This window comes from Deltaproteobacteria bacterium (assembly GCA_026388545.1).
GTDB lineage: Bacteria > Desulfobacterota > Syntrophia > Syntrophales > UBA2185 > JAPLJS01.
Window position 1 is genome coordinate 1 of sequence record JAPLJS010000042.1, and the last position, 14,380, is coordinate 14,380.

Annotated in this window: 14 protein-coding genes and 1 riboswitch; of the genes, 9 read left to right on the top strand and 5 right to left on the bottom strand. The window is 46.0% G+C overall.

Annotated elements, in window-relative coordinates:
• Positions 1-182 precede the first annotated feature (182 nt).
• From NTW12_04220 to NTW12_04235, 4 genes are read right to left on the bottom strand one after another with little or no spacing between them, the layout of a single operon-like run.
• On the bottom strand, positions 183-923 hold the full coding sequence (locus NTW12_04220; protein ID MCX5845552.1) for a prepilin-type N-terminal cleavage/methylation domain-containing protein: 741 nt from the start codon (positions 921-923) through the stop codon (positions 183-185).
• Between the two features lie 15 nt (positions 924-938).
• Positions 939-1,421: a hypothetical protein gene (locus NTW12_04225; GenBank protein ID MCX5845553.1), complete on the bottom strand. Its 483-nt coding sequence runs from the start codon at positions 1,419-1,421 to the stop codon at positions 939-941.
• The gene (locus tag NTW12_04230; protein ID MCX5845554.1) at positions 1,399-1,878 is read right to left on the bottom strand and encodes a prepilin-type N-terminal cleavage/methylation domain-containing protein; all 480 of its coding nucleotides are present in this window, start codon (positions 1,876-1,878) and stop codon (positions 1,399-1,401) included. Before NTW12_04230 ends, NTW12_04225 begins: the two co-directional genes overlap by 23 nt.
• Position 1,879: 1 nt before the next feature.
• Complete coding sequence (locus NTW12_04235; protein MCX5845555.1) at positions 1,880-2,686, bottom strand: DsbC family protein; 807 nt, start codon at positions 2,684-2,686, stop codon at positions 1,880-1,882.
• Between the two features lie 193 nt (positions 2,687-2,879).
• Positions 2,880-2,970, bottom strand: a riboswitch (cyclic di-GMP riboswitch).
• 546 nt (positions 2,971-3,516) lie between these two features.
• On the opposite strand from NTW12_04235, the gene NTW12_04240 reads away from it, so the two are divergent.
• The 9 genes from NTW12_04240 (at position 3,517) to holA (ending at position 13,693) form a co-directional block, all read left to right on the top strand.
• Positions 3,517-4,245 carry a tetratricopeptide repeat protein gene (locus tag NTW12_04240; protein ID MCX5845556.1) on the top strand — a complete coding sequence of 243 codons (729 nt, stop codon included), beginning with the start codon at positions 3,517-3,519 and terminating at the stop codon, positions 4,243-4,245.
• Positions 4,235-5,323, top strand: a complete 1,089-nt coding sequence (locus NTW12_04245) for a Xaa-Pro peptidase family protein (GenBank protein ID MCX5845557.1) — start codon at positions 4,235-4,237, stop codon at positions 5,321-5,323. Before NTW12_04240 ends, NTW12_04245 begins: the two co-directional genes overlap by 11 nt.
• Positions 5,324-5,370: 47 nt before the next feature.
• Positions 5,371-5,769 carry a glycine cleavage system protein GcvH gene (gene gcvH, locus NTW12_04250; protein MCX5845558.1) on the top strand — a complete coding sequence of 133 codons (399 nt, stop codon included), beginning with the start codon at positions 5,371-5,373 and terminating at the stop codon, positions 5,767-5,769.
• 9 nt (positions 5,770-5,778) lie between these two features.
• Entirely contained in the window at positions 5,779-6,612 is an 834-nt protein-coding gene (locus tag NTW12_04255) for a biotin/lipoate A/B protein ligase family protein (protein ID MCX5845559.1), read from the top strand.
• Positions 6,602-7,666 (top strand): histidinol-phosphate transaminase, encoded by a 1,065-nt coding sequence (hisC, locus tag NTW12_04260; protein MCX5845560.1) that lies wholly within the window; start codon positions 6,602-6,604, stop codon positions 7,664-7,666. Before NTW12_04255 ends, hisC begins: the two co-directional genes overlap by 11 nt.
• Positions 7,667-7,825: 159 nt before the next feature.
• The gene (gene carB, locus NTW12_04265) at positions 7,826-11,026 is read left to right on the top strand and encodes a carbamoyl-phosphate synthase large subunit (GenBank protein MCX5845561.1); all 3,201 of its coding nucleotides are present in this window, start codon (positions 7,826-7,828) and stop codon (positions 11,024-11,026) included.
• A gap of 290 nt (positions 11,027-11,316) precedes the next feature.
• Positions 11,317-11,508: a 30S ribosomal protein S21 gene (gene rpsU / locus NTW12_04270; protein ID MCX5845562.1), complete on the top strand. Its 192-nt coding sequence runs from the start codon at positions 11,317-11,319 to the stop codon at positions 11,506-11,508.
• Between the two features lie 87 nt (positions 11,509-11,595).
• On the top strand, positions 11,596-12,249 hold the full coding sequence (locus NTW12_04275; GenBank protein ID MCX5845563.1) for a TIGR00730 family Rossman fold protein: 654 nt from the start codon (positions 11,596-11,598) through the stop codon (positions 12,247-12,249).
• Positions 12,250-12,322: 73 nt separating this feature from the next.
• Positions 12,323-13,693: a DNA polymerase III subunit delta gene (gene holA / locus NTW12_04280; protein ID MCX5845564.1), complete on the top strand. Its 1,371-nt coding sequence runs from the start codon at positions 12,323-12,325 to the stop codon at positions 13,691-13,693.
• A 63-nt stretch (positions 13,694-13,756) separates the two neighbouring features.
• Here holA and NTW12_04285 read toward each other — a convergent pair whose 3' ends face one another.
• Positions 13,757-14,293, bottom strand: coding sequence for an NYN domain-containing protein (locus tag NTW12_04285; GenBank protein ID MCX5845565.1), 537 nt, complete (start codon positions 14,291-14,293; stop codon positions 13,757-13,759).
• Between the last annotated feature and the right edge of the window lie 87 nt (positions 14,294-14,380).

A 14,380-nucleotide genomic window follows, 5' to 3' on the forward strand; every position in this document is an offset into this window, starting at 1 on the left:
TTGTCGCCAACAATTTTTGTGCTCACCTTGATGTCCTGTGTTGAAAGAGAAATCACCAGCATTCCGAGTGCGAGCAGGATCAAGCAGGCCATAATAGCCGCAACGAGGGCAAATCCCCCTTCAGAATTTTTCAAGCGTAACACAATAGCTTTTTTTTTGTTATCCATGTGGTTCCTAAAAAATCAATCGATGACATTTATATGGTTTCTTATAAGCTCGCGGGTTGAATAAATCATCTTTCGTGTCTGCCCTGTATCCGGATTGATTTCATCCGTTTCGACAGCCAGGGTGATCTCTATCATTCTTATATCCGGTGTACATCCCGGCATACACACCCTACCTGTACCGGCTGCGAAAAGCAGTTCAACCCCCTGCCCATCGAAGTACCGGAAAACCGGAATGCCATCGTCTTTATTTCTGACCCTTACCGTTCGAGGAGTTAGACTCGCTGCAGCATCTCCCAGAAAAGGCTGAGCCCCCCCCACGCACATTGTTTCCCTTGTAATGTATCGATTCGTATCGGCAGATACGTAATTATAGCTTATAATCTCGTTACTTTCGGTAAGATAGCCCTGGCCGTCACCACCCAAGCCGTCAGATATATCCATTTCTATGGTTATTGAATTCGCCGTCGCCCCCTGAATTCCACGGTATGTCGGATTTGTGGCCGGAAAGGAACAGTCGGTATTACGCCAGATGTCAGCGTTGACAGCAACCATCGGGTTATAGGACGCCATCCTGATTTCCATGGCCATAAGCTCTAAAGCACTCCGTACATCCTGCTGGGCTGTAACCTTTCTTTCTATGCCCCCTGTCGATCTCTGCGCCGATGTGATCGCCATACCGATTGCGGCCAGCATAATCATCGAAACGGCAGTAGCCACTAAAATCTCAATGAGGGTAAAGCCTCTCGTGTTATTCATAGTGCTTACCCTATTTTAATCCCCTGGTACAACATTTGTGTTATCCAAACATCCTGATGGGAATCTGCAACTATTCTGTCTCGTCACTACTGTACTTTCAGTGAGATTCCTGTAGCCGCGCGCCAGTTGATCAGCCCATGTAACTATAACGGTAACTGTCCATGAATTAGTGGTACCGGCGACCGGGGCAATAGTCGTATCCACTGTATAGGCTGCATCACCTTGAACTGCTCCCCCCATGCCGCTCACCGCAACGATTTGCTGCGGCCGAATCCCTATAGGGACAACATTGCAGGGATTCATAATCAATGCCTCTCTCATTTCGAGCTCTCTATGCAATATCCCTGCACCCCTGCCTAGATAATCGGACTTTCCAACCGCTCTCCATGCCGACGGTTGCATTGATAAAAGAGCTAAAACGCCAATGGAAACCAGAAATATGGCAATGACTACCTCGATCAGGCCGATGCCCCGGCTATTTAATATCGAACGTGACATTTGTTCTTCCCATGGTATTAACCGTTATTGTAGCCTTGGAATTCCTGCTGTTCTGCAGAACAACACCATCCCCTGCGGGATTCCCCAGCGGTGTTACAGTGCCCCTTGTGTTAAAAGTAACCGTCTGCGAACTCGCCGCACCGAAATCGGCACTGATGATGCTAATATCCGACCCGAATGATGAGAGAAGCTTGGTAACAGCGGGAGGAACACCCGTGACCGTCTGGATGGCATAGCTGCTTTCGGCCTTGTTAAAAACGATTTGATATGTGTTGTTCTCGGAAACCGCCCTTTGCTTGCATAAGGAGAAGTCGGAGGCTATATCCCTTGCCGCCGACCTGAGATTTCTGTTTAATGTATAGGCGTGCAAATTTACCCACCCAATGGCGGCAATGATTATCAATATAACAATTGCCATGAGCAATTCAATGAGTGTAAATCCTTTACAGCGTTGCATATTACTTTTTCCCGTCAATGAGATCGATCAGTTCCGCCTCGGGCATAGCTCCTTCCCTGAGCCTTCCGTCCGGCAGTATCAGTGCGGGGGTACCCGATATGCCAAGCGATGCAGCAAGCTTCATAGAGTTGTCTATCTCCTGGGTCTTGCACTCCGTCTTCGCTATCTCCTTCTTTTCGAAGTTGTCCTCAAGCATCTTTAAGGATTTATTGCAAACGATGCTTTTTGCTTTCCCGTACGCTTCCTTATGCATCGGTAAGGGGAAGAACTTGATATAAAAGGCGATGTCCTTCCTCTTTGCGATAATCTGTTTCATGGTGCGATGAAGCTGACCGCAAAAGGAGCAATCAGGGTCGGTAAAGACGATTACCTTTTTGGAAGCGCTGCTCTCTCCCATGATAAGGGCATCACTCAGAGGTATTTTAGCTATGTCGATCCTTTTTTTGTCTTGAATTCTTCTGATGCTCTCCTGTGTCTTGTTCAACATATTGGCAACTTCCACCAGTGAGCCAAAGATGAAGTACTTCTTATCAACGTCAAGATAAAAAATCACTATCCTTCCCATATTGTCGATGGCTATTTCACAAAACCCCCTTAGCGGACTTTCTGTGATGCTCACTATTTTCGCCTCAGGGGCGTTGAGCCTCACGAGAACGTCTTTGACCCCTTGAGTGCTTAAGGCAATACACCCTTTCTTTCCCTGGTTGCCGTCACTTTCCGAAGCAAAACTGCATCCTGAATGAACGGGGGATAAAAGCAAGGCACATGATAGAATCACAACAGCACAAAATAAGCTCTTTTTTGTCACGGTAAAGCCTCTTCTCCTCTATTTTATAGATTATTACTATCTCATACCTTCACTATGAAATCAAGTAAATAGATTCATTACACAATATAAACAGTGCGTTGGTAAAGGCGGCAGGATTTATCAGACGGTGTTTTAATGGCACATTATATAATAGTGGCTTACGTTACCGTCGTCATAAGGGGCATTTTGATCGTCCGGCAACCCTGCTACCATATCCCCATACTTCGGGATTTAGGCCAGTGGCTTTACGTCCCGCCCTTTCGGACAGTTTGCCTTTTTCAGGACTTTATTCATGATTTCAAAGATTTTTAAATTAACCGGGTGAGTTTTTCTTCTCACTTTCAACCTTAGATTTTAATATCAGAATACAAATCATACTTAAGAAATAATTTATACGATGCGAAAATTAAAATCACGTCACGGATATCGATCTTAATTTGCCGCAATTAATATGCCAGATAATAGGACATACTCCTTTTATGAACCGTGAAAAATGTATTACATTTGATTACAACTGATTAGATGTCTTTTCCGTCTGTCGCATTGGGGCTCATATTCCTGACGTATTCACCATAAATCGGTGATTTTCACCAGACCATGTGTCAAATTCACCTTGGGCTGACTCCAATTGCCGGGTATTATTTCGGGGAAGAAGTGTGGATTTCTTGCTTGACACGTCATGGGCGCTATGCTAGAGCTTTCAGCGGCTCGGGACTGTTACAAGAAATTAGTTAACATATTGAATTTTATATATATTTTTCATTGGTCCCGGTATCCATCATAGATGGATTTCTCATAACGTTGATTTGAAAAAGAAATCTGCGGGGAGTATGACAGGCAGCCTCTCAAAGATAGACACTATGGACGATAGCGCTCTTAAAGAAAGAGAGGAAATTCTTTCTATAGCGGAAGCATATGTAGCGCAGAATCTTTATAAAGAGGCGTTGCATGTAGCTGAATCATGGCTCAAGCGTTATCCAATCGATGCTGATGCAAATATCATCCGATGCCACGCATTGCTGAGGATGGGAGATCTCGAAAAGGTTAACGATATCCTTGATGGTGTTGAGAATACGGTACGTCAGTTGTCCCGGATCTATAATCGTGTCGGAGATCTTTGCCTGAACGGTGGTCTGACTCAAGAGGCGGTAAAGTATTATCGGAAATTTGTCGCGATGAACCCCGATTCGCCAATTGCAGAAAATGTATCTGAAAAAATCAATGCGCTCGTATCCACTGAAGATTACATATCCACCAGAAGTGATGAGGATAGGTATAACAATATTGACCATGTTGCATCTGATTTCTATACCACAACCCTCGCGGAACTCTACGTTAGACAGGGCCATCCTGACATGGCTGCCGATGTACTAAGCGAGATTCTGAAAAAGGATCCGGGAAATCAACTGGTTGCGAATAGATTAAAAGATGTCAGAGCCATGCAAAACGACGGGACGAAAGAAAAAACATCTTTCCATGTGTCACAGAATAAGGAGGTGATTCAAGAACTTACAAGGTGGCTTAAAAACATAGACAGGTTGAAAAGCTATGCGTCGTAACTCTTCGGTTCCTCCCGAGAGGATATCAAAAATCCAGTCGAGACTTTATGAGCTTGATGTAGAGGCTTTGCTTTTCCTTGATATAAAAAATATCCGCTACTTAACCGGTTTTACGGGCAGTGATGGGGCGCTCATGATAGGAGAAAAGCAAAAGCTGCTTCTGGTTGACGGCCGCTACACGAATCAGGCAAAGAGGGAAGTCGCGGGGTTGGAAGTTTTTGAATGCCGGGAAAAGATCGAAGGCATCGAAGTTGTCCTCTCAGATGGTGGTTTACAATCCGTAGGGTTCGAGTCAACGGCAATGAATGTCACCACCTATTTAAAACTGAAGGAAAAACTGAAGAATGTGACGTTAAATCCGATGTCGAACGAAATCGATGCCGTCAGGGCCATCAAAGACGATGAAGAACTATCATGTATAAGAAAGGCTGCAGAGATATCATTTCAGGCCCTTACTGCCATTTGTGATCTTATAAAACCAGGTGTCCGAGAGAAAGATATTGCTATAGAACTGGAATATCGAATGGGGAGATTCGGTGCAGAACAGATATCCTTTGCCACAATTGTGGCATCGGGAGTAAACTCAGCGCAACCCCATGCGGCGCCGGGATCGCGTAAGATTAAAAATGGCGATGTCGTCATGATCGATTACGGAGCCGTATATAGCGGTTATCATTCTGACGAGACCTTGACATTCGTTGTTGGTAATGCAGATAAAAAGCAAAAGGAAGTGTACTTGCTGGTCAAGAAAGCGCATGACACGGCGTTGGAATCTGTTAAAGCAGGTGTCCCATGCAAGGACGTTGATCGTATTGCGAGGGATTGCATCGAGAGTGGAAATATGGGAAAATACTTCACTCACGGTACAGGTCATGGCGTTGGTCTTGATGTTCATGAAGCGCCACGAATAGCAACCAAATCGGAAAATATCCTTGAGGCGGGTATGGTAGTGACCATAGAACCTGGCGTCTACATCCCCGACCTCTGGGGCATCCGTATTGAGGACATGATTTTAGTGAAGGAAGAAGGGTTTGAGGTCTTGACAAAAGCACCAAAGGACTTCACAGTACTAAACTGATTCTTAAAAAAGAAATGTAATAAATCACAATATTAGGATGTCATGATATGAAGGTATTTCCAGATGATCTTCTTTACAATCGGGAACATGCTTGGGTAAGAGTTGAGGGTGAATTAGCAACCATCGGCCTCACAGATTATGCCCAGGAGAATTTGGGAGAGATCCTCGCTATTGAACTCCCCGAAGTTGATGCTTATGTGGAACGGGATGAACCCTTTGGAACCATAGAATCCGCAAAAGGTGTTTTTGAGCTTCTCTCACCGGTCAGTGGCGAGGTAATAAGCGTCAATGAAGATATATTGGACGACATTGGTATTATCAACAGTGATCCTCATGATACAGGATGGATGATCGTTGTGGGAATGAAGGATTTGGAAGAGCTTGACGATCTTCTGGATTCGAGGGAGTATCATGATTTTGTGCTTAAGGAAGCGGAAGGTGATTGACGCTGTTTCATGATATGGAGATTCATTCCTTTCAAGCAGTTGAATGCCTTTGAAAATATGGCCATCGATGAGGCAATTTTCCGGGGAAATCAACGGAGCGATTCACCGCCGACCCTCAGATTTTACAGTTGGTCTCCACCATCCATATCCCTGGGGTATTTTCAGGAAACCTGGAAGGAGGTCAATGTTGAAGCGTGCAGATACTATTCTGTCGACATCGTTCGGCGTCCAACGGGAGGGAAGGCTGTCCTTCATGAACATGATGTAACCTATGCAGTTGTCGCAAAAGAAAATAATCCCCTGTTTCCTGCAGACATCCTCGGAACATACAAAGTCATCAGTGGTTGCATAGCAGACGCTCTGTCGGAGCTTGGTATTGAAACTGAGATGGCCTCTGATGGAAGGGCGTCTCACGACAAATTATTAAAGGCAGCATGTTTTTCATCACCATCACGGTATGAACTTCTGGTAAAGAAGAGAAAAATATGCGGCAGTGCTCAAGTAAGGTCACGGGGCGTATTCCTTCAGCATGGCTCAATTCTTCTGGATTTCAACCCCCTCAAAACCTGCGCCGTCCTGCTGTCACATTACGGTGATCGTGAATGGCAGATTAAGCAGCTGCAAGAATCCGTGACTTCAATCTATGAATACACCGGTCCCACAGTAAATGTAACAACAATCTGCCATGTTTTGAAAAAGAGTTTTGAAAAGAAATTGGGTGTCGAGCTGGTGGAGGGGGGGCTGACCCCCGAAGAGGAAGTCCTGAAGACGCGGCTGTTGAGTGATAAATATATGACTGATCGATGGAACATGGAAGGCAAGGGCACCAACTATGGATATTAAAACCCTGATTAGAAAGGAGGTCTTCGAACAGCAAGGCTATCGAACCGCCATCACATCATGCACCATTAAAATGGATGCGATGGAAAATCCTTTCACACTCTCTCCCTTTCTTAAGGGTAAATTATCAGAAGAATTTATAAAGGTTCCCTTGAACCGATACCCGGAACCCGGCGCCCTTACTATCAGGAAACGATTTGCTGATCATTACGGGGTTGGGGAAGATACAATAATGATCGGCAATGGGTCTGATGAGCTTATTCAGATCCTGTGTACCGCTCTGGCGGATTCGGCGTCAGTCGTCATGGTCCCTGCGCCCACTTTTGTCATGTATCGGATAATAGCCTTAAATACCGGTCGCACGGTCATAGAGGTGCCCCTCGATGCGGCATTTGACTTGGACCTGGATGCAATGTGTAACTGTTTAACGACGAAAACCCCTGCACTGGTATTTATCAGCTCTCCCAACAATCCCACGGGCAATTGCTTCAGCGAAAAGAAAATAGAAACTATTATCGAGAAATCAATGGGAATCGTGGTAATTGATGAAGCCTACAGCAGCTTCTCAGGAAAAACCCTTTTACCTTTATTGAAGAAATATGAAAATCTGGCTATCCTGAAAACCCTCTCAAAGGTAGGTCTTGCCGCCATGAGGATAGGTTTCCTGATCGGCGCTCCACCCCTTGTCCGTGAACTCGACAAAGTAAGGCTCCCTTATAATATCAATGCTCTCTCTCAAGTTGCAGCCGGTTTCTATATCGATCACATTGATATGTTTGTAAACCAGACGAAGGAGGTTATTGAAAGACGGGAAGAACTCTTAAAAGTTCTCAGTAAGATTAAGGGTATCCATCCCTATTCTTCAGAGGCGAATTTTATTTTTTTTAGTTGCGATTTCGATACTGATCACGTATATAGGTCACTGATTCACGAAGGGATTCTCATAAAAAATCTTAACGGCCCCGGTATCTTGAAAAACTGTATGAGAGTAACCGTCGGAAACCGCGAAGAGAATGAGCAATTTTTAAAAGCGTTAAAAAAAGTCATTCAGAAGTAAGGAGCGTGGTCTCATATCGGGTAACAGGTAACAGGGGGTGGCTCACGGCAAAGGCATAAGCAGTCAAATGCCGTACTGCCCTTTTTTTGCGCCCGTGCGACGACAACCTTCACTATTTTACAAAACTCCCTAACCAAAGTCCAGACAGGTATGTGAAAAATGCCAAGACGTAATGACATAAACAAAGTGATGATAATCGGCTCCGGCCCGATCGTAATCGGCCAGGCATGTGAATTTGACTATTCCGGCACCCAGGCCTGTAAAGCCCTGCGCAAACTCGGTTATGAAATTGTGCTCGTCAATTCCAACCCGGCTACCATCATGACCGATCCGGGGACGGCCGATGTAACCTATGTTGAACCCCTGAATTTGCAAACCCTGACGGAAATAATCGAAAATGAGCGCCCTGATGCAATCCTCCCCAATCTTGGGGGGCAGACGGGTCTCAATCTCACATCGGAACTTGCCAGAGCGGGGATCCTTGAAAAATACAGTGTTAAAGTGATCGGTGTCCAGGTGGATGCCATAGAGCGTGGCGAGGATCGGATTGCCTTCAAGGAAACCATGAAACAGCTCGGTATCGATATGCCAAGGAGTGAACCCGCCTTTAGTGTCGAAGAGGCCAGTAAGATCGCAGCAAAGCTCGGCTACCCTGTTGTCATCCGCCCCGCCTATACCCTCGGGGGGACAGGAGGCGGTCTGGTTTATAATTTGGAAGATCTTCGTACTGTTGCCAGCCGGGGCATATCGGCAAGCCTTGTAGGGCAGATACTTATTGAAGAATCGGTCCTCGGGTGGGAGGAGTTGGAACTCGAGGTGGTGCGTGACGCAAAAAACCAGATGATCACCGTCTGTTTTATTGAAAATGTCGATGCCATGGGCGTTCACACGGGCGATTCTTATTGCACAGCTCCCATGATCACCATTGACGCAAAACTCCAGAAGCGTCTTCAAAAACACTCCTACGATATTGTTGAGGCCATACAGGTGATTGGCGGAACAAATATCCAGTTCGCCCATAATCCTGAAACCGGACAGGTAGTGGTCATCGAAATCAACCCCAGGACCTCCCGATCTTCCGCGCTTGCCTCAAAGGCCACAGGATTCCCCATCGCCCTCATTTCCTCAATGTTGGCCGCGGGGCTTACCCTCGATGAAATACCCTACTGGAAGGAAGGTACGCTTGACAAATACACTCCTTCCGGAGACTACGTGGTGGTTAAATTCTCCCGGTGGGATTTTGAAAAATTTCCGGGCTCTGAGGACAAGCTGGGCACTCAGATGAGGGCGGTAGGCGAGGTTATGAGCATCGGAAAGAACTACAAGGAAGCCTTTCAAAAGTCTATCCGGTCTTTGGAGAAAGGTCGATACGGCCTCGGTTTCGTTAAAGATTTTTACAGCCGGACACTCGATGAACTGATGGATCTCCTGGCCGAACCGTCAAGCGAGCGGCAGTTTATCATGTATGAGGCACTGAGAAAAGGCGCCTCTGTAGAGGATCTCTATAAAAAAACCTACATCAAACCCTGGTTCATCGGGCAAATGAAGGAACTGGTGGAACTTGAAGAAAAAATTCTCACGTTCAAAGGAAAAACGCTGCCGGATAACCTCTTTATTACGGCAAAGAAGGATGGGTTTTCTGACCGGTACATCGCGCAAATCCTCGGCATTCCTGAGGTGGAGCTTCGAAAACACCGTCTGGCTCTTGGCATGCAGCAGAGCTGGGAACCTGTCCCCGTTAGTGGAGTTGAAGACGCCGCTTACTATTTTTCGACATACAATGCCCCGGATATGGTCGGTATAAGTAACAGACGGAAGGTTATGGTTCTTGGCGGAGGACCGAATCGTATCGGCCAGGGAATTGAGTTTGATTACTGCTGTGTCCACGCGGCCTTTGCCCTTCGTGACAAGGGGTTTGAATCGATTATGGTCAACTGCAATCCGGAAACTGTTTCCACGGATTATGACACATCCGATAAGCTCTATTTCGAACCCCTCACGGTAGAGGATGTGTTGAGTATCTACGAAAAAGAAAAACCAGAGGGCGTCATCGTCCAGTTCGGTGGCCAGACACCGCTCAACATCGCCAATGAGCTGGCCCAGGCAGGGGTGCGGATCATCGGTACATCGCCCGAGACAATAGACCTGGCCGAAGACCGCGATCAGTTCCGCCAGATGATGAAGAAACTCGGTATCCCCATGCCTGAATCAGGTATGGCAAGCACGCTGAAAGAGGCTATTGAGATTGCCGGCAGGATCGGCTACCCGCTGATAGTAAGACCTTCCTACGTCCTCGGAGGTCGGGGTATGGAAGTGGTTCATGATGAGGAAATGCTGAAGCAGTATGTGGCTGCGGCCGTTGGAGTGACACCGGAAAGGCCCATTCTGATCGATAAGTTCCTTGAAAATGCGATCGAGGCGGAAGCGGATGCCATTTCCGACGGAATAGATGCCTTTGTCCCCGCCGTGATGGAGCATATAGAGCTTGCCGGCATTCACTCAGGAGATTCCGCATGTGTTATTCCACCTATAAGCATCCCGGCGAGACATATAGATACAATCTGCGAATATACCCGGAGGATAGCTATAGAATTTAATGTTATCGGCCTTATGAACATCCAGTATGCCATAGCAAATGACATCGTTTACATCCTTGAAGCCAATCCGCGCGCGTCACGAACGGTGCCGCTGGTTTCGAAGGTATGCAACATCCCGATGGCACGCATTGCCACCCAGATCATGTTAGGGGGGAAAATTGCAGATCTCAATCTCAAACCAAAATCATTCCCCCATTTCGGTGTGAAAGAATCCGTATTCCCCTTCAACATGTTTCAGGAGGTTGACCCGATTTTGGGGCCTGAAATGCGCTCAACCGGGGAAGTCCTGGGACTGGCTGATTCGTTTGGCCTCGCCTTTTACAAGGCCCAGGAGGCAGCCCAGCAGTTACTTCCCGGCGAAGGAACTGTTCTCATAACGACAACCGACAGGGACAAAAGCGGAGTCCTTGAAGTTGCGCGGGAGTTTAAGAAACTCGGTTTCCATATTAAGGCTACTGAGGGAACCCACAGGTTCCTTCTTCAGCACGGCGTTCCCGCAGATCCGATCCTCAAGATGCACGAAGGCCGACCTAACATTGTCGATGGAATCAAGAACAAAGAAATTCAACTGATCATCAATACACCGAGCGGGAGGCTCAGCAAGCACGACGACTCGTACATACGCAAGGCCGCAATCAAATATAAAGTGCCCTATATCACTACTATTGCAGCGGCTGCCGCTGCCGCAAAGGGTATTGTGGCATTCAGGAGGGGACACGGAAGGGCGAAGTCACTGCAAGATTATCATAAAGCCATTCGTTGAGGAAAAAACATAATAATTTAGTTGCGCTTTTCATTCAGATCGCATATAAGGAAAAAATAATAGCATTAAGGGATGATCTGTTCTCAACAATGCACAATGCATTAAAGACCCTGAATGTCAGTAAGGAGCGTGGTTTAATATAAGAAACAGCAAAGGGTAGTATACGGCAACGATAATTTCTCGTCAGTGCAATGCCGTACTGCCCTTTTTTGTTTTTTATACAACTCAATATAGATAAAGAGCTTTGATTCCGTATTTAATAAAATAATAACAAGAAAGGACGGGTTGTTTTGGAAGTAAAAGTATACGATAATGATATAGAAAAGGCCTTAAAAATCCTCAAGAACAAACTATCAAAAAGCGGGTTGTTCAAGGAACTCAAATTACGCAGAGCCTATGAAAAACCTTCAGTGAAGAAGAAGCGGAAAGCAATCGAGGCGCGAAGACGTTACGCAAAGGTTCAGCGGCGCAGAAGCTACTGAAAAAATATTTTTAACACAATAAAATCATGATCAGCAACGATGGGGGCTCCTTGTCTGACCTTGCAGGAGACCCGGAAGGTACTGACTATGGATGAAAGACAATACCTGGTTGATGCTCTATCCATCGAGGAGTCCTGGCGGATATTTCGCATCATGGCCGAATTTGTGGATGCCATTGAAAGCCTCTCCCAATTGAAACACGCTGTCACTATTTTCGGATCGGCAAGGGTACGTCCTGACGATCCATACTACGAAAAGTCAGAGTACCTTGCCAGGAGGCTTGCCGAGAATGGCTTCAGCGTAATTACAGGAGGAGGCCCCGGAATCATGGAAGCGGCCAATAAGGGGGCGGCGGCGGCAGGGGGCAAATCGGTAGGAATGAATATCCGTCTCCCCTATGAGCAGAAACCGAACCCATATGCCAACATTGTCATCGAGTATAAATATTTTTTCATCCGTAAGGTGATGTTTATTAAATATGCTGTAGCCTATGTGATCCTGCCGGGGGGCTTCGGAACCATGGATGAGCTCTTTGAGGCTCTGACCTTGATTCAGACAAAAAGAATAAAGGGCTTTCCCGTAATTTTGATGGGGAGCGAGTACTGGCAAGGCTTAGTTGACTGGTTAAAAAACACCATGCTTCAAAACGACAAAATTACACCGGGTGATCTCGATATTATCCAGGTCATTGACGATCCCGACGAAGTAGTCAAGCATATTAAAAAATTTGTCATTCTCTAAAACTCTGTATCGACTCATCTGATACTCAACAATCACGACACAATTAAAAGTTCAAAGCACCACAGGCAGCACAATGGATTTCGAAAAGGTACTGACGGATATTAAAAAAGGGAAAGGAGACCCTTCTTCCTGTTATCTCCTGTATGGTGAAGAAGAATATCTCGTCAAGGATGCCCTGAATAGACTCATAGCGATTATCCTACCCACAGGCGACAGAGATCTGAATCTCTTTTTTATGGATGGAGAAAACGAAGACATAGACAGCCTGTGCGAAACCATACTGACGCCCCCCCTCATTCCCGGAAAAAAGGTTGTAGTAGTAAGGAATACCCGCCTTTTTCAATCCAGAAGTATCCTGCCCGAAATAACACAAAAAATTCGCCATCATTTTGAAAACGATCCCGACATGGCAGCAAAGTACTTCATGCAATTACTGAAGATCACGGGCTGGAACCTCGATGATCTCAGGGACGGAGGATGGAAAAAAATAACAGACGACGACTGGCAGAGAACTGTTGAAGGAGACAGCGGACATGATCGGGAAACCTGGATTCCGGGATTAATCGAGATTTGTGTAAGCCGCGGAATGGATGTGAGACAACGCAGGGATGACAAGGAGCGCATCGAAGATGTTCTAAAAAGCGGCATCCCGGAAGGAAATCACCTGATCATGACCGCAGAGGCGGTGGACAAAAGAAAGAGGCTTTTCAAGATCATATCGGAAAATGGAATAATCCTTCACTTTTCCCAGGTTAAGGGAGAAATGAAACAGAAAAATGTCTTGATGGAAACGGCCAAGGATATTTTAGCGAAAAGCGGTAAAAAAATGACGCCGGGTGCCTGGATTGCAATCGGCAGAAAAACCGGCTTTACCCTCACCGATTCCATGGGAGCCCTCGAAATGTTAATTACCTACACGGGCGAGCGGATGTTGATTGAGGAGTCGGATGTCGAAGAGGTAGTCGGAAAAACAAAAGAAGATACGGTATTCGATTTAACAAGGGCACTCGTTGATAAAGATCTGAACACGGTCCTCTTGAACATGAAAGATCTTTTTGATCAGGGTGTCAACCATCTGTTAATACTGTCGATGATAGCGAGGGAAATAAGATTTCTCCTCCATGCCAAGATATTTATCAGTTCGGGCACAATTAACTCCTTTCATGCGAAAATGGAATACGACATGTTCCAGAAGACCGTTTATCCGATCATTCATGAATGGATAAACCATACAGGAAAAAAGGGGGGGAAAGGGGATCTTGGTAGCCAGCATCCCTATGTTATCTATAATTCTCTAAAAAATTCGTATCGATTCTCGTATGAGCATCTGGTAAAATACCTTGAAGACCTCGTCGATATGGACATTGCCTTCAAAACAACAGCGAAAGATCCGAAGATTCTGCTGGAACGATTCATCGTGAATATCTGCACATCTAATCATTGAAAGAGGAACTCCTCACTGATAAAAAGCTTTTATAACTCTATGAATACTCTGTGCTACAGACTTTTATAGCTTCCGTATCCTTACTATTGCCGCCTTTTTCTTCCGGGTAAGCCGCCGTGATGGTCCTTTCTTTTTTATACCTGCCCTTGTTTCGTCATCCTCTTCTTTATCATATCTTCCTTCAGTATGGGGGTGTGGATCAGGCATACCGGTTTTCACCTTGCTGATCAGCTCCTCGAATGCCTGGGAAGATATCGCAGTTCCCCCTCTACGGCTGACAAAATCAGCAATATCCCTGTCCGATGAGACAACAACGGTTTCTTCTGCCCGTTTTTGAACCATCCGTTTAATGACATCATCGGCTTTTTCACCTTTCCGGGAATATATGATGTCGATGCCTGAGAGCTTATCCCTCTCTTCTTCGAAGGATCCACCTTCCTCGCCGTCGAAGACAACGGTTACCTTATGCCCCCGCTGTCTCTTATACAGCGATATGCTGCGTATCAGAGCCTTTCGGCCTTCCTCCAGACTGAATCTCTCATACCGCCGTAGTGCATCGGACTGTCTTATCAGATTGTAGCCGTCAATGATGATGTGCATGATGGCAAGTACCTGCTTTATTTCATCGCTTGTTGACTTCAGACAGGAAGGATGCCTCTTCTGCCGCTCCGCAGGTTAGGCATGCAG

Coding starts and splice junctions, on each gene's coding strand:
- NTW12_04220 (MCX5845552.1), bottom strand. CDS start 923: ATGAATAACACGAGAGGCTTTACCCTCATTGAGATTTTAGTGGCTACT.
- NTW12_04225 (MCX5845553.1), bottom strand. CDS start 1,421: ATGTCACGTTCGATATTAAATAGCCGGGGCATCGGCCTGATCGAGGTA.
- NTW12_04230 (MCX5845554.1), bottom strand. CDS start 1,878: ATGCAACGCTGTAAAGGATTTACACTCATTGAATTGCTCATGGCAATT.
- NTW12_04240 (MCX5845556.1), top strand. CDS start 3,517: ATGACAGGCAGCCTCTCAAAGATAGACACTATGGACGATAGCGCTCTT.
- NTW12_04245 (MCX5845557.1), top strand. CDS start 4,235: ATGCGTCGTAACTCTTCGGTTCCTCCCGAGAGGATATCAAAAATCCAG.
- gcvH (MCX5845558.1), top strand. CDS start 5,371: ATGAAGGTATTTCCAGATGATCTTCTTTACAATCGGGAACATGCTTGG.
- NTW12_04255 (MCX5845559.1), top strand. CDS start 5,779: ATGATATGGAGATTCATTCCTTTCAAGCAGTTGAATGCCTTTGAAAAT.
- hisC (MCX5845560.1), top strand. CDS start 6,602: ATGGATATTAAAACCCTGATTAGAAAGGAGGTCTTCGAACAGCAAGGC.
- carB (MCX5845561.1), top strand. CDS start 7,826: ATGCCAAGACGTAATGACATAAACAAAGTGATGATAATCGGCTCCGGC.
- NTW12_04275 (MCX5845563.1), top strand. CDS start 11,596: ATGGATGAAAGACAATACCTGGTTGATGCTCTATCCATCGAGGAGTCC.
- holA (MCX5845564.1), top strand. CDS start 12,323: ATGGATTTCGAAAAGGTACTGACGGATATTAAAAAAGGGAAAGGAGAC.
- NTW12_04285 (MCX5845565.1), bottom strand. CDS start 14,293: ATGCACATCATCATTGACGGCTACAATCTGATAAGACAGTCCGATGCA.